The 20,827-nt window shown below is 65.0% G+C and carries 15 protein-coding genes and 1 pseudogene; 7 read left to right on the top strand and 9 right to left on the bottom strand.

What is annotated here, in order from left to right; genetic code table 11:
• Positions 1-37: 37 nt before the first annotated feature.
• Together A5790_RS00070 and A5790_RS00065 are read right to left on the bottom strand one after the other, a co-directional pair.
• Positions 38-259, bottom strand: coding sequence for an MbtH family protein (locus A5790_RS00070; RefSeq protein ID WP_066840373.1), 222 nt, complete (start codon positions 257-259; stop codon positions 38-40).
• A 173-nt stretch (positions 260-432) separates the two neighbouring features.
• Positions 433-1,179 carry a class I SAM-dependent methyltransferase gene (locus A5790_RS00065; RefSeq protein WP_082961499.1) on the bottom strand — a complete coding sequence of 249 codons (747 nt, stop codon included), beginning with the start codon at positions 1,177-1,179 and terminating at the stop codon, positions 433-435.
• Positions 1,180-1,559: 380 nt separating this feature from the next.
• Between A5790_RS00065 and A5790_RS25630 the strand changes: the two are divergent.
• Positions 1,560-1,655, top strand: a pseudogene (locus A5790_RS25630) (DUF2237 family protein); the annotation flags it as partial.
• A 31-nt stretch (positions 1,656-1,686) separates the two neighbouring features.
• Here A5790_RS25630 and A5790_RS00060 read toward each other — a convergent pair.
• Positions 1,687-4,029: a glycoside hydrolase family 65 protein gene (locus A5790_RS00060; protein WP_066840367.1), complete on the bottom strand. Its 2,343-nt coding sequence runs from the start codon at positions 4,027-4,029 to the stop codon at positions 1,687-1,689.
• Positions 4,030-4,233: 204 nt separating this feature from the next.
• Here A5790_RS00060 and A5790_RS00055 point away from each other — a divergent pair, with 204 nt between their 5' ends.
• Together A5790_RS00055 and A5790_RS00050 are read left to right on the top strand one after the other, a co-directional pair.
• A complete protein-coding gene (locus A5790_RS00055) occupies positions 4,234-6,054 on the top strand; it encodes an SLC13 family permease (protein ID WP_066840365.1) in 1,821 nt (606 codons plus the stop codon).
• 99 nt (positions 6,055-6,153) lie between these two features.
• The gene (locus A5790_RS00050; protein ID WP_066840362.1) at positions 6,154-7,116 is read left to right on the top strand and encodes an L-lactate dehydrogenase; all 963 of its coding nucleotides are present in this window, start codon (positions 6,154-6,156) and stop codon (positions 7,114-7,116) included.
• Here the strand turns inward: A5790_RS00050 and A5790_RS00045 are convergent.
• From A5790_RS00045 to A5790_RS00035, 3 genes are all read right to left on the bottom strand, one after another.
• Complete coding sequence (locus A5790_RS00045; RefSeq protein ID WP_066840360.1) at positions 7,085-8,404, bottom strand: acyltransferase; 1,320 nt, start codon at positions 8,402-8,404, stop codon at positions 7,085-7,087. The two genes, A5790_RS00050 and A5790_RS00045, sit on opposite strands and share 32 nt — an antisense overlap.
• A gap of 18 nt (positions 8,405-8,422) precedes the next feature.
• Positions 8,423-11,143: an HAD-IC family P-type ATPase gene (locus tag A5790_RS00040; RefSeq protein WP_066840357.1), complete on the bottom strand. Its 2,721-nt coding sequence runs from the start codon at positions 11,141-11,143 to the stop codon at positions 8,423-8,425.
• A 63-nt stretch (positions 11,144-11,206) separates the two neighbouring features.
• Entirely contained in the window at positions 11,207-13,420 is a 2,214-nt protein-coding gene (locus A5790_RS00035; protein WP_066840354.1) for a 6-phosphofructokinase, read from the bottom strand.
• A gap of 222 nt (positions 13,421-13,642) precedes the next feature.
• Here A5790_RS00035 and A5790_RS00030 point away from each other — a divergent pair, with 222 nt between their 5' ends.
• On the top strand, positions 13,643-14,125 hold the full coding sequence (locus A5790_RS00030; RefSeq protein ID WP_064425817.1) for a hypothetical protein: 483 nt from the start codon (positions 13,643-13,645) through the stop codon (positions 14,123-14,125).
• 7 nt (positions 14,126-14,132) lie between these two features.
• On the opposite strand, the gene A5790_RS00025 is transcribed toward A5790_RS00030, so the two are convergent.
• The gene (locus tag A5790_RS00025) at positions 14,133-15,467 is read right to left on the bottom strand and encodes an FAD-binding oxidoreductase (RefSeq protein ID WP_231987552.1); all 1,335 of its coding nucleotides are present in this window, start codon (positions 15,465-15,467) and stop codon (positions 14,133-14,135) included.
• Between the two features lie 233 nt (positions 15,468-15,700).
• On the opposite strand from A5790_RS00025, the gene A5790_RS00020 reads away from it, so the two are divergent.
• Positions 15,701-17,164: an APC family permease gene (locus A5790_RS00020; RefSeq protein ID WP_066840348.1), complete on the top strand. Its 1,464-nt coding sequence runs from the start codon at positions 15,701-15,703 to the stop codon at positions 17,162-17,164.
• A gap of 125 nt (positions 17,165-17,289) precedes the next feature.
• Positions 17,290-17,415: a hypothetical protein gene (locus A5790_RS26345; RefSeq protein ID WP_255361445.1), complete on the top strand. Its 126-nt coding sequence runs from the start codon at positions 17,290-17,292 to the stop codon at positions 17,413-17,415.
• A 61-nt stretch (positions 17,416-17,476) separates the two neighbouring features.
• Here A5790_RS26345 and A5790_RS00015 read toward each other — a convergent pair whose 3' ends face one another.
• Both A5790_RS00015 and A5790_RS00010 read right to left on the bottom strand, forming a co-directional pair.
• Positions 17,477-18,331 carry a phytanoyl-CoA dioxygenase family protein gene (locus A5790_RS00015; protein ID WP_066840346.1) on the bottom strand — a complete coding sequence of 285 codons (855 nt, stop codon included), beginning with the start codon at positions 18,329-18,331 and terminating at the stop codon, positions 17,477-17,479.
• A gap of 174 nt (positions 18,332-18,505) precedes the next feature.
• A complete protein-coding gene (locus A5790_RS00010) occupies positions 18,506-19,996 on the bottom strand; it encodes a carotenoid oxygenase family protein (RefSeq protein ID WP_231987551.1) in 1,491 nt (496 codons plus the stop codon).
• Positions 19,997-20,097: 101 nt separating this feature from the next.
• Between A5790_RS00010 and A5790_RS00005 the strand changes: the two genes are divergently transcribed.
• Positions 20,098-20,652 carry a TetR/AcrR family transcriptional regulator gene (locus tag A5790_RS00005; protein ID WP_066840342.1) on the top strand — a complete coding sequence of 185 codons (555 nt, stop codon included), beginning with the start codon at positions 20,098-20,100 and terminating at the stop codon, positions 20,650-20,652.
• Positions 20,653-20,827 lie beyond the last annotated feature (175 nt).

The raw sequence follows: 20,827 nt of genomic DNA, 5'->3' as shown, positions 1-20,827 counted from the left end.
TCGAGCCCCGCTCCAGAAGATATTGAAGGGAAGCAGATCAGGCTTGGTGTGCCCTGAGCCGCGTGCGCAGGCTCTTCAGCCGTGTTTCAGACCAGTTCTGTTCGAGGTAGTCCAGACACGTAACGCGGTCCGCTCCCCCGTGAACCACCCTCCAGCCAGCTGAGACCGCCGCGAAGGCCGGCCACACGCCGTGCTGCGCCTCGTCGTTGACCACGACGAGCAAATTGCCGTTTTCGTCGTCGAACGGGCGCTCGCTCATCGGTTCTCTCCAAACCCCCGCTTGAGTAAAACCAGTTCGACGCTAACTCGTCCTCGACGCGCTTATGCAGTTTCGGCAAAAAATTGTCGTCTCCGTAAGTAGCGGCTGATCCGCGATTTGTGGTTACATCAGCTAGCAAACGCCAGGACATGCGGGAGCGCTTCGCTGGGGGTCTAGAACCTGTATTGGAAGAGTCGATCGTAATTTCGGGTCGTGCGGATCAGGCTCTGTATCCGGTACAGAAGTCGCGGGGTCGTGAGCGGTATTTTTTCGAATCCAGCGATGACCGAGCTGTCGTCGATCAGGCGTAGTCGGGCATCCCACCGGGTGATCTCCCGACCGTCGCGCGTGCCCCATTTGATAATGCCCGATCTGGACAGTCGAGGTCCCCAGGGCGACAGGAGGTCGGCGAGGAGCTCTCCGCTATCGAAGCGATCGAGTAGCTGGGGCAGCAGCCGCTTCAGGTCATCCGGCGTGAGATACATCAGAACACCCTCTGCGACGATCAGAGCGGGACCGCCTTTCGGGATCTGGTCAAGCCACAACGGGTCGGTGACCGACGAACCGATCATGTGATAGCGACCGGACTCGGCGTACAGCTGCCGACGCAACGCGATCACTTGCGGCAAGTCGACGTCGAACCATCTCACGCCAGGGGGTATTGTCAAACGTGTTGCGCGGCTATGCAATCCACAACCTAGATGCAGTACGGTGGCATTCTGATGGGCGGCCAGGTAGTTGGTGACCAGTGCGTCGAACTGCGCGCCACGCAATGCCACGCCGAACTGATTGATCGCCGGGCGTACGGCACGGTGGACACGCTCCCAGTCGTAATCGATGCGTGCGACGTGCTGTGCGGCGAGCTGGTCGTCCAGTATCGGTTGGGCCGATCGGCTCTCGCAGGCCCGCAGGTAAAGCATGCACAGTAGCGTCCACTCGACCGATCCCCAACGCACGCCGGTGAAGTCGACCCTGCCGCGATGAGCGTCGACCGGCTTTGGCGTTCCGGGATTCGTCGCGTCCTCCCTCGGCTCGCTCTACGCTTCTTGTCCCTCGGCGTTCGATGTGCTTGCCGCGTGGTCAGCGTAACGGCTTACGGTCGACGGCAGGTGGCACTTGCGACGAACCGTATTCGGTGGCTGGGGGCGCCATAACCTGGCTGCGGCGTTGCTCCCAATCTCTTCTCGGTGATTCTCGCCGTCGTCGAACAGGATCTTCCGGCGTTCCTTTCGGAGACGTACGGGCGTTTGCGGCGGGTCGGGCGAATATTCATCGACCACCGAATTCCACGATCCAGCGGGTGACGGCGGAGTTCCTCCGGCACCAGCGGTCGATCGGCAACGATCTGTCCACCCCGCGGCCCGAGTACCGCTTCCTCGGCCTGCGGCCCGGCGACCTCGGATCGCTCTAGCCTCTTCCGTCGCGCGTCACGCCCTTCGGTACGGCGCGCGGTGGGTCGGGAAGTCGATGTCGCGCTCTGGCGGCGGCTTCGGGAGCGGGAGGACCACCGCATCGTTGTCGACGGTCACCGGCTGACCGTGGTGGGTGAGGTGTACCGGATCACCCGACTGAAGGCGATACGTCGCCTCATGCGCGGTGACTTCCACCGCTAGGCAACTGTTGCGCCAGGTGAGCCTGAACGTCAGCCGGTTCAGCGCCGGCGGAAGTGCGGGGGCGAACGTCAGCTCGTCTCCGCGACAACGCATTCCGCCGAAGCCCGCCACGCAGACCAGCCACGTCCCGGCGAGCGCGGCGATGTGCAGCCCGCTGGACACGTTGTCGTGGAGGTTGTGCAGGTCGATGAACGCCGTCTCGACCAGGTAGTCGTAGGCGAGCCGCAGCTGGCCGACCTCGGCAGCCAGCACCCCTTGTCCGCAGGCCGACAACGATGAGTCCCGGACGGTCTGCGCTTCGTAGTACTCGAAATTGCGCAGCTTTTCCTGCGGAGTGAAGGCGTCGCCCCGCAAGTACATCGCCAGCGTGAGGTCCGCCTGCTTGACGACCTGTGTGCGATACAGCTCGAAGTACGGGTAGTTCAGCAGAAGCGGGTACGCGCTCGGCGGCGTCTCGGCGTAGTTCCACAGGGCCATCCGGGTGAAGCTCTCCGACTGCTCGTGCACTTCGAGGTCGTCGTTGAACGGCACCACCATGTGCGAGGCCGCGACGCGCCATACCGCGGTCTCTTCCGCGCTCACGCCGAGGCGGCGGGCCACCACCGGATTGCGCTCACAGGCGGCGGCGGCTTCGGTGAGATTGTGTTGGGCCATCAAGTTGGTGAACAGGTTGTTGTCCACCAGCGCGGTGTACTCATCAGGTCCGGTGACGCCGTCGATCCGGAACTGCCCCGTTGAATCGTGGTGACCGAGGCTGACCCACAGGCGTGCGGTCTCCACCAGCAGCTCGACGCCGTAGTCGTTCTCGAATTGCCGGTCTCCGGTCGCAGCGACGTATTGCGCTGTTGCATAGGCGATGTCGGCTGTCACGTGCACGGCCGCCGTCCCAGCCGGCCAGTAGCCGGAGCACTCGTCACCGTTGATCGTCCGCCACGCGAACATCGCTCCGTCATGGGCGAGTTCGCGAGCCCGTCGCTTGGCGCTCGGCAACGTGGAGTGCCGCCAGCGCAGTGCAGCGGCCGCCGCTTCCGGCATGGTGTGGATCAGCATGGGCAGCACGTAGATTTCGGTATCCCAGAAGGCGTGTCCGCCGTATCCGGTTCCGGTGAGGCCCTTCGCCGAGATGGGTCGGCTTTCACCGCGGGCCCCCGCCTGCAGCACTTGGAACAACGCGTACCGGATCGCCTGTTGGAGTTCTGGATCGCCGTCGATCTCGATATCGGCGTGGGACCAGAACGCATCGAGGTATTCGCGTTGCGCTGACAGAAGATTGTCCCACCCGGTCTGTTTCGCCTGCGCGAGCGCGGCCTCCACCTGCGCCCGCAACGCCTCCGTCGAGCGTCTGCTCGACCATCCGTACGCGATGAACTTCGTCATCCGCAGTACCTGGCCCTTGGCGACGTCGACCGCGACGGTCATGCGCGCCAGGTCGTCTTCGGCGCGAATATCGCACGCGCTGCCGGACGGAAGGTCGAGCTGATGATCCATGCCGGCGGCGACACGCAATCCGGAATGTCTTGTGTGATGGACGAGCACTGCGGAACTTCGCTCTGCGAACGCGAATTCAGCGACCAGGGGATGATCCAGTGCGGCCGCCAGCCGCGGATCGTCACTCGCGGTGACCACCGCCTCGTTGGCCAGCAAGTCGGACTGCACTGCCAGTTCCAAGGACGAGTCCAGCGGCTCCACCTCGTAGCGGATCGCGGCCACCGCGCGCTGGGTGAACGAGACCAAGCGCTCGGAGCTGATTCGGACGCACCGTCCGGTCTGTGACGCCCAGACGGTGTTGCGGCGCAGCGTTCCGGTCCGGAAGTCGAGGATGTGTTCGTGTTCGACCACCCTGCCGTAGCGCATATCCATCGGCGAGTCCTGGACGAACAGCTGGATGATCTTTCCATCGGTTACGTTCACGATGGTCTGGCCATCCTCGGGATAGCCGTATCCACCTTCTGCATAAGGCAATTCGTGGTTCTCGTAGAACCCGTTCAGAAACGTGCCCGGTGTGCCAACCGGCTCTCCCTCGTCGAGGGATCCACGCAGACCGATGTGGCCGTTCGAGAGGGCGAAGATCGATTCGACGTCCGGCAGCAAATCGAGATCGAAGCCGGACCACCGCAGTTCCCAGGGGGCAATCTCGAACTCAGGATGGGCTGCCATGACGCCATTATCGCCACACCTCGGCGATCGCATGCCGTGATCGGCGAACGATACGGCGTTCTGGAGCGGTCGCCTTTCGACGCGCGGCGTCGTGAAATCACCGCGGAGTCGTGGTCATCCCCGCGATAATCGACCACAGCGTGCGTCAGACCACCTCGGAACGCCGTACAACAAGCGCAGGTGAAACGATCGAAAGTCCACAGAATGTCTGAAGCAACACTGAGCTTGGTGATCGTCGGGGTCGCCGTCGTGTTGTTCATCTGGAACCGGCTCCCCGTCGAGGTCGTCGCGATCGGTGTGGCGTTGCTGCTGTACTTCACCGGGCTGGTCGACACGAGGACGCTGTTCAGCGGATTCGGCGATGCGGTGATCGTGTTCATCGCGTCGCTCTTCGTGGTCAGCGAGGGCCTCGAGGCATCCGGGGTCACCGCCTGGGTGAGCCGGACGCTGACTCGGTTGGCAGGGCGGGCATACGCCCGCTTGACGGCCACCGTAATGTCTCTCGGCGCAATGGTCAGCGCGGTGATAACCGTCAACGGTGCGGCCGCGGCACTAGTCCCGGTGACGGTGTCGGTGGCGCGACGGGCGCGGATCGCGCCATCGAAAGTATTGATTCCGTTGGCGTTTGGCGCCAGTGCGGGGGCGCTGCTCACGCTGGGCGGCAGCCCGGTGAACGTCCTCATCTACGACGCATCGCGCGACCACGGCGGTTCCGGGTTCGGCTACTTCGAATTCGCGCTGGTCGGTGTCCCGCTGGTGCTCGTGACGGTGCTGGTTGCGGTGGTGTTCGGCCGTCGGTTGTTGCCGGAGCGGGAGTCGACCACCCTGCCCAGCGACTTCAGCGGGTACCTGCCGCGCCTCATGGAGCACTGGGGGCTGAATCGCCGCCTCTTCCGGCTCACGATCGATGAGGGGTCGGCTGCAGTGGGTGTGCCGGTGCGCGACGTTGTCAGTCCGCACGGTGCAGACTCGGAGCCGACCGGCGGGAATCTGATATTGGTGGCGGCGCAATCGCGCGGCGGTCGGATCGTTGACGACCATCACCGGCTCGAGCCGGGAGATGTGCTCACCGTGGACGGGAACGACGAGGTAGTCGCCGCATTTGGGAAACGCACGGGGGGCTCGGTTGAGCATCTGCCGGGTGGACAATCCGACGACCTGTTGGGCCCCGACACCGGGCTCGCCGAGCTGGTGGTTCCACCCCGGTCGGACTGGTTGGGGCAGCAGGCTTTCCCCGGGCTCGCCTGGAGCGGACTCACCGTCCTGTCCGTGCACCGGATGAACTCCGATGTGGGCGCCCGCGTTGTCGAACTGGCACAGGGCGACACCATCCTGGTCCACGGCCGATGGGCGGCGATCGACCGCTTGACATCATCGGGCTTGCTTGTCGTGGATTCCACCGAAGAGGTGAGGCGTCAGACGGTTGCGCTGAACCGCACGGCACCCCGGGCGCTTGCTGTTCTCGCGGCGATGATCGTTTTACTCGTGACGGGAATCGTGCCGCCGGCGGTGGCGGCATTGCTGGCCGCACTGGCGATGGTGGCGTCGCGCGTGGTGCGCACGGACCAGGTGTACCGCGCAATCCCATGGCAGACGATCATTCTCATCGGTGCGCTGATCCCGTTGTCCACTGCGATCCAGGCCAGCGGGGCGGCAGAGCAGATCGCCCGTCCGATCGTCGATCTGGTCGGCAACCGCAGCCCCTACCTGTTGCTCGCCGTGCTCTTCGTGCTCACGGCGGTCCTCGGACAGTTCATCTCCAACGTTGCCACGGTGTTGGTCGTGATACCGATCGCGGTGGCTGCGGCCACCGACAGCGATATCTCAGTGCACGCGACGCTGATGCTCGTGGCGCTCGCGGGTGCGGCATCGCTGCTGACTCCGATCGCCACACCGGCCAACATGATCGTGCTGAACCCGGGTGGTTACCGCTTCGGCGACTACTGGCGGCTCGGCATCGTCACGATGGTGGCGTGGTTCGCGGTCGCGATGGTGGTGATTCCGGTCTGGTGGCCGCTGTATTGACTCCTGGCCGGAGGACGGAAAGCCCGGCGGCAGGCTCATTTCCGTCCTATTTCCGTCTGGATCCATCCGGAACAGGCCCGCATCGTCGACTATGGAGCCATGAGGAAGACATCGCAGGGGCTGTCGAACAAGGTCAGCATCGTCGGGATGGGCAGCGTCGGCACCGCGATCGCCTACGCCTGCCTGATCCGGGGCTCCGCGGGTGCCCTGGCGCTCTATGACATCAACGCCAAGAAGGTCCGCGCCGAGTTGCTCGACCTCAATCACGGCAGCCAGTTCGTACCTCACTGCCCCACCATCGGCTCTGATGACATCGGCATCACCGCCGGTTCGAGGATCATCATCGTCACGGCAGGCGCCAAACAGGACGAGGGGCAGACCCGACTGGACTTGGCGACCACCAATGTTGCGATGGCGCAAGCGTTGACGCCACAGCTGCTCGAACAGTCACCCGGCGCGGTCATCGTGTTCGTCACCAACCCGGTCGACGTCGTCACCTACGCCGCGGTCGAGGCGGCGGGCACTGACGATGGCCGGATATTCGGGTCCGGGACGGTGTTGGATTCCAGCAGGTTTCGATATCTGATCGCTCAGCAGGCTGATCTCGCCGTCGCCAATGTGCACGGCTTCATCGTGGGCGAACACGGCGATTCGCAGATTCCGCTGTGGTCGAGCGTGTCGATCGGCGGGGTGCCTGCCGAGAACTTCCGCATCGACGGCACTGTGGTGTTCGACGAACCGACCCGTAACGAGATATCGGCGGCCGTCGTCAACGCGGCCTACGAGGTCATCGCCGGTAAGGGCGCGACGAGCCTGGCCATCGGACTGTCGACCGCCCGGATCATCGAGGCGATCCTCTACGACCAACACCGGGTGTTGCCGGTGTCGACCGTGCAGCGCGGCGCCTATGAGATCACCGATGTCTGCCTGTCATTGCCGACGGTCGTGACGGCCGCGGGCGCGGGCCGGGTGCTCGAAGTGCCGCTGTCGGTCTCCGAACTGCTCAGCTTGCAGGGTTCTGCGGCGACCCTCAAGCAGGCGCAGACGTCGCTGGGTCTGTAGTCGACTCGTCGGTGGAGCCGCGGTCGCGGGGCGTGAGGGCGACCAACACCGCACCGGCGCCGAACAGCAGCGTGGCGAGCAGCGGAAAACGCCCATCGGGCGCAAAGCCGTTGACCGTGAACAACAGGGTGGCAGCCGACGCGATCAACGCCCCGGCGAACAAGGCCGCGGAACCCCAGCGTCCACCGAGCGGTATCACAAGGGAGGGCAACGGCGCGGCGAACAATGCTCGCTGCCACCACAGCAACGTCATCAGCGCCACCGCCACAATGGAAATCGCCATAACCCAGACCAGGCGAACCAGCCACCATTCGGAGGTGCCGAGAGGCGGTTGAGGCAGGAGCCCCGTCGGATACCCGGCCAGTGCCACGATGACGACGGGCACCATATGCCACAGGTACAGCCCCATCACCGCGCTGTTGGCCGCCGCCAGCGGACGCTGCGCGCGGATCCTCTTGAGCCCACGATCGATGAACGGTGCGGCGGCCAGGAGAAGCCCGGCTTGAGCCGCGGCGAACGCCACCAAAGCCAGGGAGGGCGGAGCGGTGTTCTGCAGGTCCTCGCCCGGAATGCCGATCATGCTGACCGGATACGGGCCCCACGCGAGCAGCACCGTCAGCACAACGGCCGAGACCCCTCCCAGCGCTAGCGGTCGGTAGCCCGCCAACCTACCGCTGTGCCAAGCGATCCCGAGTTGATAACTCACCGCCCAACCCAGCACATAGTTGAGATAGCCGACGTAGGGTACGTCGGCGCCGATGTAGGCGACGTCGATGGCGCCGACCGCGATGGCCAACGCGGCCGGCACGGCAAGCCCCCATCGGTTGTCGGCGGCCATCGCCGCAGGCGTCGCCAAGATCACGAGCACGAAGGTGACCAGGAACCACAGGTGGTAGGCGACCGCCCACCCGCCGAACGCCAACTTCGAACTGCCCACACCGATTCCGAGCAGTACCAGCACCACGATCAACACCGCTGCCACGTACGCCGCAGTCGGACCCAGCGTCCTCGACAGCCGGTACCGCAACCACGTTTGTGGCGGCTCCACCCCGGCATTCTGCCGACGCGTCCATGAGACCGCGCTCGCGTAACCAGCCATCAGGAAGAAGGCGGGGATCACCTGGAACAGCAACGTCAACCACTGCGTCCACGGCAACTCCTCCAGCAGGTTCTGCAGACCGAATTCACCGTCGTGATAGGTCGCAGACGCAGCAAGCCAATGCCCAACCACGACAAGTCCTATGGCCGACACGCGATAGAAATCCACGGACAAGTCACGTTCGGTCATATCCACCTCCGTGCGCCCCTACCACGACATCGCCCACGGCATATATCTGCGGCCCACGCATTTGGCTGTCTCGATGGTCAGAAAGACCGTGATGGACAACGCGATTGCGACCGCCCATCCCCGGAATGTGATCGGTGCCGAATGGAACCAGGTGTTCATGAACGGTGCGTAGGTGAACACGATCTGCAGCACGATCATGGCGCCGGCCATCCGCCATACCCATGGGTTGCCCCGAAACACCTGGGGTCGAAGGCTTGACGAGGTGACGAACCGGCAGTTGAGCAGGTATGCCAGCTGGCCGAGGGCCAACATGTTCACCGCGGCGGTCTGGGCGACGGCCAGTGGGTACCCGCCCGCCCGCGCGACGAAGAACTCCGCGAGCGTCGCGCCTGCGACCAGTACCGACACCAACGAGATCATCGCGAGGTCAGCCCGGTTCACCAGCGCCTGGCCGGCTGTGCGGGGCGGGCGCTCCATGAGGCCCTCTTCGGCTTTCTCGAAAACCAGCGCGAGCGACAAGGTCACGGACGTGACCATGTTGATCCACAGGATCTGCACCGGCTCCAGCGGGAGCGAGAATCCCAGCAGAATCGCGACCAGGATGATCAGCGATTGCGCGCCGTTGGTTGGCAGCATGAACAACACGGATTTGCGGATGTTGTCGTAGATCCGCCTGCCTTCTTCGACGGCCCGCGCGATGGTTGCGAAGTTGTCGTCGGCCAGGACGATTCCCGCGGCCTCCTTGGTGGCTTCGGTGCCCTTGATGCCCATCGCCACGCCGATGTCGGCGCGGGTGAGCGCCGGTGCGTCGTTGACGCCGTCCCCGGTCATCGCGACCACCTTGCCCTGCGCCTGCAGGGCGCTCACGATGCGCAGTTTGTGCTCCGGGCTGGTGCGTGCGTAGACATCGACGTCGTCGGCCACCTGCCGCAGCCGGGTCTGGCTCATGGCCTCCAACTCGGCTCCGGTGACCACGCGCGGCTCTTCACCGGTTGCGACGATGCCCATTTCGCGAGCGATGGCGCGAGCGGTACCGGCGTGGTCGCCGGTGATCATCGTGACCTGGATACCCGCGGTATGGCAGGTCGCGATGGCCGAGATCGCTTCTGGCCGAGGCGGATCGACGATGCCGACGACGCCCAGGAATTCCAGTCCGGCGCTGACGTCGTCGAGGTCCGGAATGTCCGCATCCGCAGGTCGACGAGCGGCGGCCAGTACCCGCAGCCCTTGGTCACTGAGCTCGTCGATGCGCGCCTCCCAGAGTGGGCGGTCGAGGGGCTCAGCGGACGTCGGGCCCGCCTGGGTGGCGGACCGGTCGAGAAGCCGATCCGGTGCACCCTTGACGTAGAGGTAGCGCTCACCGCCCGGAGTCGCGTTGAGGGTGATCATCAACTTGTTGACCGACTCGAACGGCACCACACCGAGCCGGGGCCAGCGCGCGTCGTCGAGCCCGGCCTTTTGCGTCAACGTGCGCAGCGCACCCTCGGTCGGCTCACCCACCACCCGCCATTGCCCGTCGGCCTCGTGCAGCCGCGCGTCGTTACAGACGGCCATCGTCGTCAACACCGCCGCCAGGTCCGGATAGTCGTCGGGCGCGACCGGCGCGCCGTCGAGTTCGATGCCGCCCTCGGGGCGGTAGCCGGTGCCGGTGACGTCGAACCGGTGGCGCGCGGTCACCACGGTGCGCGCGGTCATCTCGTTCTGGGTGAGTGTCCCCGTCTTGTCCGAGCAGATGACGTTGACCGCGCCGAGCGCCTCGACGGCGGGCAGCTTTCGGGTGATCGCTCTTCGGCGTGCCATCTGCTGCACACCAAGGGCCAGCGTGATCGTGACGACGGCGGGCAGCCCCTCCGGAATGGCGGCGACAGCGAAACCTATTGCCGCCGTGATCAAGTCGCTCACCGAGAACTGGTGCAGCAGCTTGCCGATGATCAGCATCACCGTGGCCATGCCTAAGATGGCGACCGACAATTGACGGCCGAACCGAGCCAGCTTGCGGGTCAGCGGTGTGTCGATGGTCGCGACGTCGGCGATCAGCGACTGGATGCGGCCGATCTCAGTGCTGGTGCCGGTGGCGGTGACGACGCCGGTACCGGCGCCCGCCGCGACGATCGTGCCCGAGTACACCATCGACATGCGATCACCGAGACCGGCGTCCGCGCCGACTTGTCCGACATCCTTCTTGGCAGGCAGGGATTCACCGGTGAGCGCCGATTCCTCCACGCGCAGATTCGCCACCTCGAGCAGACGCATATCGGCCGGGATCCTGTCGCCCGACCCGATGCGCACGACGTCGCCGGGAACCAACGTCTGTGCGTCCACCTTCTCCCAGTCCCCGTCGCGGCGCACTTGTGCGGTGACGGACAACATCCCCCGGATACTGTCGAGCGCCCGTTGAGCCCTGCCTTCCTGGATGAAACCGACCGATGCGTTGATTACCGCGACGGAGATGATCACCACGCAGTCCACCCATTCGTTGAGGATGGCTTTGAGCACGCCCGCCGCGATCAGGATGTAGATCAGGACGTTGTTGAAGTGTGCGAAGTACCGAAGAACAGCAGGCCGCGGCTTCTTCTCCGGAAGTTTGTTCGCGCCGTAGACGGCCAGGCGCTCGCGCGCGGTGTCCCCGTCGAGCCCGTCGGGGGAACTGCCCAACAGCGCAAGGACTTCGGCGGCGCTACGGGAATGCGCCAGCGCGCTGTCCAAGTCGTCTTCTGTGGGGGCGGTTGTTTCCGCCATATTCGGATACTGCCCGGCCACACCATGTTGCGCAATCACGAGTTTCGCATCATGGCCGCCCTTTTAGTCGCGCATGACGTCAGCCAGGTGACGATGGTCCCACCACTGCTGTTCGACCGGTCGCTGAGCGTTGTTCTCGATGAGCGTCGGGTAATGCGCGAGATCGGTGAATCGCAGTTCGCCGGACTGAAATCCGAGCATTGCGCCGGCGCGGCCACCGGACGAGAGCTGTTCTGAGAGGAATCCGATACAGCGGGCGGTCATGATCGTCGCCTGCACCCGGTCGAACGGCGACGGGTTGCCGCCCTCCTGGACGTACCCAAGAACCTCCTCCCGCGCATCGAACAACTCCGCGCCTTCTTTCTCGAACAGTGCGGTAATGAATCTGGTGGTGTAGACGCGGTCGGAACCTTCGCTGCGCACGATCAGGCCCACCCGCTTGCCGGCTCGGAAACGGTCCGCGAGCGCGTGGACGTCGGCGGTCAGGGCGTTCAGTGTGATGCCCTCCTCCGGTAGGTAGACGCGATCTGCACCGGTGGCCAGCCCGCTGACCAGGGCAAGATAACCGCAGTCGTGGCCCATCACTTCGACAATGAACACTCGTCGCGTGGCGACCGCGGACTGCCGTATCTTGTCGACGTCGGAGACGATGCTGTTCAGCGCGGTATCACTGCCGATACTCAGTTCACTTGCCGGGACATCGTTGTTGATGGTCATCGGCATGCACACGAGTGGGATGTCAAGGGCGTCATACTCCTGCCGATGCCGATAGAGCTCGTGAGCGGCCCGGTAACCCGCCCATCCGCCGGCGACGATGAGCCCGTCGATGCGGTGAGCGGCTATCTGTTCGGCGATTCGGGCGATACCGGCCCGGTCGGGCACGTAGCGATTGGTGCCGATCTCGGCGCCCCCCTCGGACACCCAGCCGCTGACATCCATCCAACCCATCTCGTGTATGTCACCGTTGGCTAATCCCCGAAACCCGTTCTTGACCGCCAATACGGTGTGGCCGCGATCCAGGCCGAGTCGGACGGCGGCGCGCACCGCGGTGTTCATCCCGGGCGCCGGTCCGCCGGCGTGTACAACGGCGATCCGGAAGCGCTTCGCCTCGGCGGGCCGCGGCGCAGCCTGTTGGATGGTGTCCAGGACCCTGCACGATTCCGCGAAATGCCCCCCGCGCGCCTGAATCGCTCCCGCATAGTCCCGTGACTTCATACGTGTGGCGACTTCTTGGGTCCGCTCCACGCACTCCATCAGCGGCGAGGCGACCACGCGGTTACCCCGCAATCCGATCAGTTGCGCGGGCGCGTCGGGCGTGTCGGCAAGCAGTCGTTCCACAGCCAGAAAGCCGAAGTGCGTTGCCAGGTAGCGGTCGAAAGCGCTTGGCGCACCGCCACGTTGAACGTGACCCAAGACGGTGATGCGGACATCCTCACCGAGTTCGTCCTCCAGCAGTTGTCTGACCTGTTCGGCCGTGATCCGGTTGCCGTCGCGGTCGTGGGCACCCTCGGCGACGACGACCACGCTGTGTCGACGGCCGATCGATCGGCCCGCCTCGATGTCGCGACACATCTGCTCTCGCCAGCCCTCGCCTGGCGGTTGTTCGGGTATGAGGACCCAACTCGCGGCGGTCGCCAGCGACGACATGAGGGCGAGGTAGCCGCAGTTCCTGCCCATCACCTCCACCACGAAGGTGCGCTGGTGGCTGGCAGCGGTGCTGTGCAAGGCGTCCAAGGCCTCGATGATCCGGTGCAACGCCGTATCGGCGCCTACCGTCATGTCGGTGCCTGCCATGTCGTTGTCGATCGACCCGACCAAACCAGCAAGTCGCAGAAAAGGATGTTCATCCGCCAGGTCCTGCGAGATGTCCCCGGCCTCAACCAATTCAGCGAGCAATCCCGACCACTCCTGACGGAACAGGTTTGCCCCTGCAAGACTGCCGTCGCCGCCGATCACCACGAGGGCGTCGATACCGTGCTCGACCAGGTTGCGCGCGGCCGATCGTCGGCCTTCACGAGTTCTGAACTGCTTCGATCGGGCGGTGCCGATGACAGTACCGCCCTGGTGCAGGACTGCCTCGACATCAATCGGTTCCATGCGCCGGATGAGGTCACCACCTGTGACGAGCCCGTGGTATCCCTCGTGGACCGCGTACACGTCGATGCCGTGGTGCGCGGCGGTAAGCACGACGGCGCGCACCGCTGCGTTCATGCCGGCGGCGTCGCCGCCGCTGGTCAGGACACCAATACTGGATGGTGCGGACTGGACTTCAGGCATGTACCCGCCTCCGTGCCGTTCGGGGATGCTCCACGACCATCTTGCACGGCTGGAGCCGACATGAGGACCGGACCAACCCACGTCGGCGTAATCTCCCGCTCGAACCACAGGCGTCACATCAGCGTCACCAGCGTTGGGCCCGCTCATCGACGGTGCTGGGCACGTGCGCTGACTTTGGCGAGAACCGCTTCTGCTGGACCGCCCCGTCATACCGTGACATCCATGGCAGAACAAACCCCCGCTGTCACGGCGGCGCACCCGTCCGACAGGGTGCTGCGGATCGTGAACCCCTTGATCGGCAGGTTGCTGCGCACTCCCCTGGCCGGACCACTGCGCAGCCGCATGATGGTGGTCAACGTCGTCGGCCGCAAGAGCGGACGCCGATACTCAATCCCGGTGAGCGCCCATCGAATTGACGGCGAACTGTATGCGTTGACCTCAGCGGGATGGAAGAACAACTTCCGCGACGGGGCGACCGCGGACATACTGCTCGACGGTAGGACGACGACGATGCGCGGTGAACTGCTGACCGACACCGCGCTCGTCGCCGAGTTGTCGCACCGCTGCGCGAAAGCCTGGGGTGCCAAGCGTGCCCCGACGATGATGGGGCTGAAGTTCCGCGACGACGGCATACCGTCGGCCGAGGATTTCGCGGATGTGGTTCGCCGGGAACGTATCGCGGCGGTGCGGTTCAGACCGGCGTGAAGCGTTATCAGCCGCCGTCGGCCGAAAGGCTCTGCTCGAAGGCGAACACATTCTGAGGGTCGTATTTCGCCTTGATCGCGCGCAACCTTTCGACGTTGTCCCCCCAATACGCCGATTCCCATTCCGGCATACCGGCATTCGGGACATTGACGTAGGCACCACTCACATACGGCTGCAGGGCTTCTCCGAATTCGGCGCACCACCTCAGACACTCGTCCGTCAGCGGATCGTCGGCGGCCGGTATTCCGCCGCGAACACCCCACCCCGCGCCGGGCTCGGCGTAGAACAGCGCATCGCGATGCGCGAAAGCAGAACCGCCGGGCGGCTCACTTGCTCGCACTGTGCCACCGAAGGCGTTGGTGAAGTAGTTGCAATCCGGCGTCGGGGCCTTCGCCATGAACGATGCGACGAGGTCGATGGCTTGCGGCGGATACGGTGCATAGACGAACTGCGACAGGAATTTCCAGTTCGCGGCTTCATCGGCTGGTGGTATCTGGAAGCCGGCGTAGACATCGGCCCACCGCGCGTCGTCGGTCGAGACTTGTGGCTTGCCGACTGCCAGGATCGGCGCCAGTATCTGCTGGGCCTCGGCCGAGGACCCGTCGACCAGCACCGCGACCAGCACCACCTTGTCGGGGCGGATCTCCAACTGGCTGGTGAGCCGATCGTCGGCATGTGGGGCGCTGCGCTGCCAGGCCTCGAAGACGGGCGAAAGCTGCTCGAGCCCCGGCCACGTCGCCACGACATGGATGGTGTGCGTCACGGGATGGATGCGGTACGTCAGCGACGTGACGATCCCGAAATTGCCGTTGCCGGCTCCCCGTAACGCCCACAACAGGTCCGGGTTGTTCTGCTCGTCGGCGATGATCGCCGTCGCGCCGCCGTCGGCCGAGGCCACGACGACCTCCGCCGCGAGCAGATTGTCAGACGCCATGCCGTACCGGCGGGTAAGCAGCCCGAAGCCGCCGCCCAGCGTCGCGCCGACCAGCCCCACAGTGCCCTCGGTTCCCGTCGGCGCGGCGAATCCGGCCGCGCCGAGCGCGGTGACCGTTTCCAGCTGAGTGAGCCCGGCACCGACGGTGGCAGTCCGGGAGGCCGCGTCGATCATGGCCGACTTCATCCGGCTCACATCGATCACCAGGCCCTCGTCGGCAGCCGACCAGCCCTCGAGGCAGTGGCGTCCGCTACGCACCCGCAGAGGCAGGCCGCTGCGCCGTGCCCATGACACGGCGTCGACCACCTCCTGTGTGTCGGCGCAGAACACGATCGCGTCGGGTTGCGGGGCAAACAGTTGGTTGTAGCCCATTCGGGCCGCGTCGTAGCCCGAGTCTCCAGGTCGCACAACGTCTCCCGTCAACCCCGAGGGAGCGTTTGAGTTCCGGCTCGTAGCCACAGTCCTCACCGTTTCGTCTGCGTCTGTTTCGTCCGGTGCAACCTCTGTCATGACCGTTGACCTTCCGACGACTGAGGACAGTTCTCCGAACGTACAGATCAGCGGCGAAGATAATCACCGAATTGACGACCGCGGAATATCCGGTGCCATACTGTTCACCTAACTTCAGAAGGGATGGGTGGATGACCATAGAGGGCGTCGTGCAGGGTCAATCCGCCGATGACGAGTCTCGAGAATGCGGTTATACGCCCGAACTGAAGCGGAGTCTCGGCTCGTTCCAGGTTTTCGCGATCTCGTTCGCGTTCATCTCGGTTGCGGTCGGCGTCTTCGCCAGTTATGGCGCGGTGCTTCAGAGTTCAGGACCCGTCGGCATCTGGCTGTGGTTGGTCGCGGCGGCCGGGCAGACCCTGGTGGCACTTGTCGTCGCCCAGTTCGCCGCTCGGATCGCGCTCAGCGGCTCCTCCTATCAGTGGGCATCGAGGCTGGCGAACCCGAAGGTCGGCTGGTTCTTCGGGTGGTTGACGTTCTGGTTTCTGGCCATCGGCGTGGTGGCCATGGACAACGCGCTCGCCAGCCAGGCGCTCATGCCGCTGCTGGGTATGGCGCCCGACGAGGATGTGGCGCGGGTGATCACGCTGGCGGTGTTGGCGACGCAAACGGTGCTCGTCATTGCCTCGACCCGACTGCTCGGAATGGTCACCTCGACGGCGGTGGCCCTGGAGCTGACGATCGTCGTGGTGCTGGTGCTCGCGCTCGGTGCGGTGATGATGTTCAGCGGCAGCGGAACCGTCGACAACGTGGTCTCGCAGGGCATCGCCGCCGGCTCACCCGACTACTTCGCGATCGGCGGCGGCTTGATGGCCGGGATGGTCATGGGACTGGTGACGCTGGTCGGCTTCGACTCGGCGGCCAACCTGGCCGAGGAGGCCAAGGACCCCTACCGCAGCGTCCCGCGTGCGATCGTCACCTCGGTGCTGGCATCGGCCGTCCTGGGGTTCATCTTCATCTTCACCCTCACCGTCGGCATCAAGAGCATTCCGGAGGTCAGCAACAGCGAATCGCCGGTGGCGACGATCATCCGCGATCAGCTGGGATCCCTCACTGAGCGAATCCTGTTGTCGGGAATCGCGTTTGCGATGTTCGGTGCGGGGATGGTGATGTTGGCCTCGTGCTCTCGCATCGTGTTCGCCATGGCTCGTGATTCCCGCTTCCCGGGCTACACCTTGTTCCGCCGAGTCAACCCGCGCACCCGCACGCCGATTCCCGCGACCGTGCTGATGTTCGTCGTAGGCGTCGCTCTCATGGTGGCGCTGCCGGGTCAGGCCTTGCTGCAGCTGATCGTCGGGTCGACGATCCTTCCGGCGCTGATCTACGGAGCCATCTCCGTGTTGTACCTGTCGGTGCGAAAGCGGCTGGGCCGCAGGGAGGGTGCGTTCGGGTTGGGACGCTTCGAGGTGCCCGTGGCGATCGCCGCCATCATCTGGGTGGTGTTCTCGTTGGTGGCGCTGATGTCGCCCTCGGACTCACTGGTCCCCGACCTGATCGTCCTAGGCGTCGTGGCGGCGGGCGGGCTGTACTTCGCCAAGATGTTGATCTTCAACCGTGAGGTGCTCGAAACCGAACCCGGTGATCCCGACGCGTTCTGAGTTGCGACCCTTACCTGGCGGATAGGAAAGGCTTCCGAACGCGGAGCCGAAACTGGCTCAGCGGCCATTACGCGCGGGGCGTTTGACGCCGACGATTGGTCCAAGACCAAGCGAAGGAACTGACGATGTTCGAAGCGACGTACTCCGTTGAGGATCAAACCGTGGACTGGCTCGCCCTGGCGGACCAGCTTTTTCCTGCCGAGGCGCTGGTCACCACTCGGCCGGCTTTCGGTTCGCGGGTGGCGCCCTAGCGCCGAGTTTGCACACCGGGTTGCTGCTTCGGCTTTGCAGCAACCCTGGTGGCAATGTCGCCTACGGTTGCTCCAACAACCGCAACGGGTGCAGACCGTCGACGGCGCCGACGAACGGCGGATGAATGCTGTAGCCGATCATGCGCCGAATGTCGTCGGAGACCTCTCGCGCCGTGTCGCGGGAGATCGAGAGGGTGAAGGCCTCCATCGGCCGCAGCCACGGCTGGCAGTACTGGGCGGTGACGGCCAGTCGCGCGTTGTCGGTGGTGTTGGCGCCGCCGCCGTGCCAGAGGGTGCCGACGAAGAAGACGCACGAGCCGGCAGGCATCACGACGGGGATCGCGGGGTCGCCCCGCTCGGGCCGTCGCCTGCCCCAGCGGTGACTGCCCGGGTAGAGGACCGTGGCGCCGTTGTCGGCGGTGAAGTCGTCGATCGCCCAGATCGTGGCGGCGGCGAGCGGAGCGCGGGGCCGCGGAATCGGATAGAACCCGTCGTCGTGATGAGGCAGTTGCGCGGTCTCGCCGGGCTGGATGTTGATGGCTTGTAGGGCCGACAGTAGGTAGTTGTCCATCAGCAGCCGGTCGAGGACCGCGAGCACCCGCGGATGGTCGACGAGTCGGTCGCACATGCGGGTCCTGCTCAGCAGGCTGTAGATGCGCTGGGTGCGGTGCCCTTCGAAAGAGTTGCGGCCGGTGTGCGAGAGCCAGGGTGCGACCGTCGCTTTGATCTGCCGGCATTCGTCGGCGTCAAGCAGGTTCTCCCAGATGAGGTAGCCGTCCCGGTCGAGGGCCGCCATGTCGGCGTCGACGACCGCCGGGTCCACCGAGGCGCCGCCGCTGGGTGTCCATTTGTGCCGGCGAGCCAGATCGCTGCGCAGATCGTCGAGCGTGGTGACCGGATCGTCGTCAATGCTCATGAGCAGTCCTCACTGGCCGGTGCGCGGTTGGCGGCCTATGCAAACAGTGAACCTCGCGCGGGCACTGGTCAAGGACCGGGCGCCGTGGGGCCTGTCCCCCATTTGTGCGTCTGACGACGATTTCGGCCCAAGTCCGTCGTCAGATTCACAAACGGCAGCTGGGCCGTGGCCGTTTCAGCGGGAAAGCGGGGCGAAGTTGCCGTGGAACCCCTGCGGGATGTGGTGGCGCAGGTTGGCGGCGGCGATCGGGCCCGCGGCGATGTCGGCGGCGTCGAAGATCACCAGGCGCGACGCGTGAGTGCGAGATTGGTACTCGACCGAGAGCACCCACCCCTCGTCCTCCGCGGTGGCGTTGGGTTTGGCGACAAATACCGGCTCGCAGAAGCTGTTTCCGGCCTCGGGCGAGGTGTACGTCGCCGCCGAGGAGTCGGTCAGATCGAGTCGGGTGATCGAATCGTAGAACGAGACGAGATTGTGGCGCGTGTTGAGGTAGGCGTACCGATGCTTGCGACCCTCGAATGCGTCGTTGTGGCGGGGGAATTCGCAGGGGATCTCGGAGAGAGGTTCGGCGAGGACGCGTCCCGATCGCGTGATGCGGTATCGCATGAACGTCGAGGGTGCACCATCGAGTGGTGCGACGTGAAATCGGTTGAGCCGCCCCAGGAGTCGCCCGTCGTCGTAGGTAATCGCGTCGATGACGATGTCGCCGTCATCGTCGTGGGCGTTACTGAGGTGGAACATCAAGACGGCGTCGTATTCGATGGTGCGTATCTTGCTACCGTCCCGCGGCACCAGGACGAACACGCTGCCCCGCTCGGGTCGGTATCGCATGGCGTCGCCCATCGGCTTGAGCCCCAACAGCACCGGTAGCGCTGCCGGGATGATCGGTGAAACCACGAACACCAGGTGGCTCTCCGTCATCGCGAAATCGTGAACCATGGCTACGAAGGGCAGTCGCGCCGAGCGGAAGTGCTTCAACCGCCCCGTAGGATCGGTGCGATAGATCCGCAGGTGTGGCCGCGGGATGAATTCGACGCCGAAGTTGTACATCTCCCGGGTGCGCGGACAGAAACACGGATGTGCCGAATACGAGCCCACCCAGCGCAACTCGCCGCCGAATCGGCGGACGCCGACGGTTTCCAGTGTCTCGGGGTCGATTTCGTGGGGCGGTCCGCCTTCCCACAGTGCGTACAGCCGACCGGCGTGTTCAACGACGTTGGTATTGGCCAGATTTGGTGGAAGACGACCGATGTTGGATTTGATGCCGCCGGGCGCGGCGGTGCCCATGTGGTTCAGCCCGGTCTTGCCGAGATAGTGGTTGGTCCGCACGTACCTGTCCTTGTAGTGGACCGAGCCGTCGGCGATGGTGAATGCCGAGAGCATGCCGTCGCCGTCGAAGAGATGGTGAAGAGGCCGGCCGCTGTGGTCCTGCCACCGGCCCGGCCCGTTGCGGTACAGGGTCCCGGCGAGGTCCGGCGGAATGGTTCCGTCGATGTCGTCCACCCGGTAGTCGTATTCGGACAGTTGTGGCTCGCTGACTCCGAGGCTTCGAAGGTCGGCGTCGCTGAGCGTCGCGAGCTGGGCCATCAGCTGGTCGCGCTCGCTGACCGGAAGGGTCGCGAGGTATCGGTCGAGTTCGGGCAGCGCGGGTCCATCGGTTGACAAGATCGGAGTCTGGGTCACCGGTCGCGCTCCTCTACTGAGACTGATCGCCAATCTAGTCTCAGTTTGAGGTCGGCCGCAATGGTGCTGCGGTAGAAAGAGTCGTGGCCAGGACTCGTTCGTCGTCACAACTGGTGCAGGCCGCACTGGACCTGATCGCCGAGGGCGGCCTCGATCGGCTGACCTTGAGCCAGGTCGCCGAGCATGCCGGCGTCTCGCGGGCCACGGCCTACCGCGAGTTCGGTGACAAAGACGGGCTCCTGGGCGCGATCGCTGAGCAGGAGATCGGCGCGATGATCGCCGCGACGCTCGCAGCCTTCGACCCGCAGGCCGACCTCCCTGCGCAGACGGCCGCGATCGTCACCACCGCGCTGCGCTACCTCCGCAATCACAAGGCGTTCGTCTACGTTCGCGACCACGAACCCCACTGGTTGCTTTTCGCCGGACTGCCCGTCGGCAACAACCGAATGAATCTGGTGCAGACGGTGGCGGCGATGGTCGCGCAGGCGATACCGAGTTCAGACGAACTCGCCCTGACTCCGGTCGCCGCCGCCGAAGTCGTCGTCCGGACCGTTCTGTCACACACGCTGATCGAGGACAGCGCGCTGACCGAAGGGGAAGTAGCCGAAGTGGTCAGCCGCGCGATCACGCGGCGCTGACGATGGGGATCGCCCGACGGCTGCGCTTCGCGTCAAGTCGATTTGGCTTCGCACTCGGCACTAAGGACGGCAGCCGTCTCAGAGCAGAGTGGCAGGTGCAGTGTCTGATTCCACGACATAGTTGGCAGCTGTCTCGCGACATAGTTGACACCTCAGCTCAGCCTGGAGGTCGGCT

The organism is Mycobacterium sp. 852002-51152_SCH6134967 (genome assembly GCF_001667105.1).
GTDB classification, from domain to species: domain Bacteria; phylum Actinomycetota; class Actinomycetes; order Mycobacteriales; family Mycobacteriaceae; genus Mycobacterium; species Mycobacterium neumannii_A.
The sequence above is the reverse complement of the archived record's forward strand: the minus strand, read 5'-3'. Positions and strand labels throughout refer to the sequence as shown.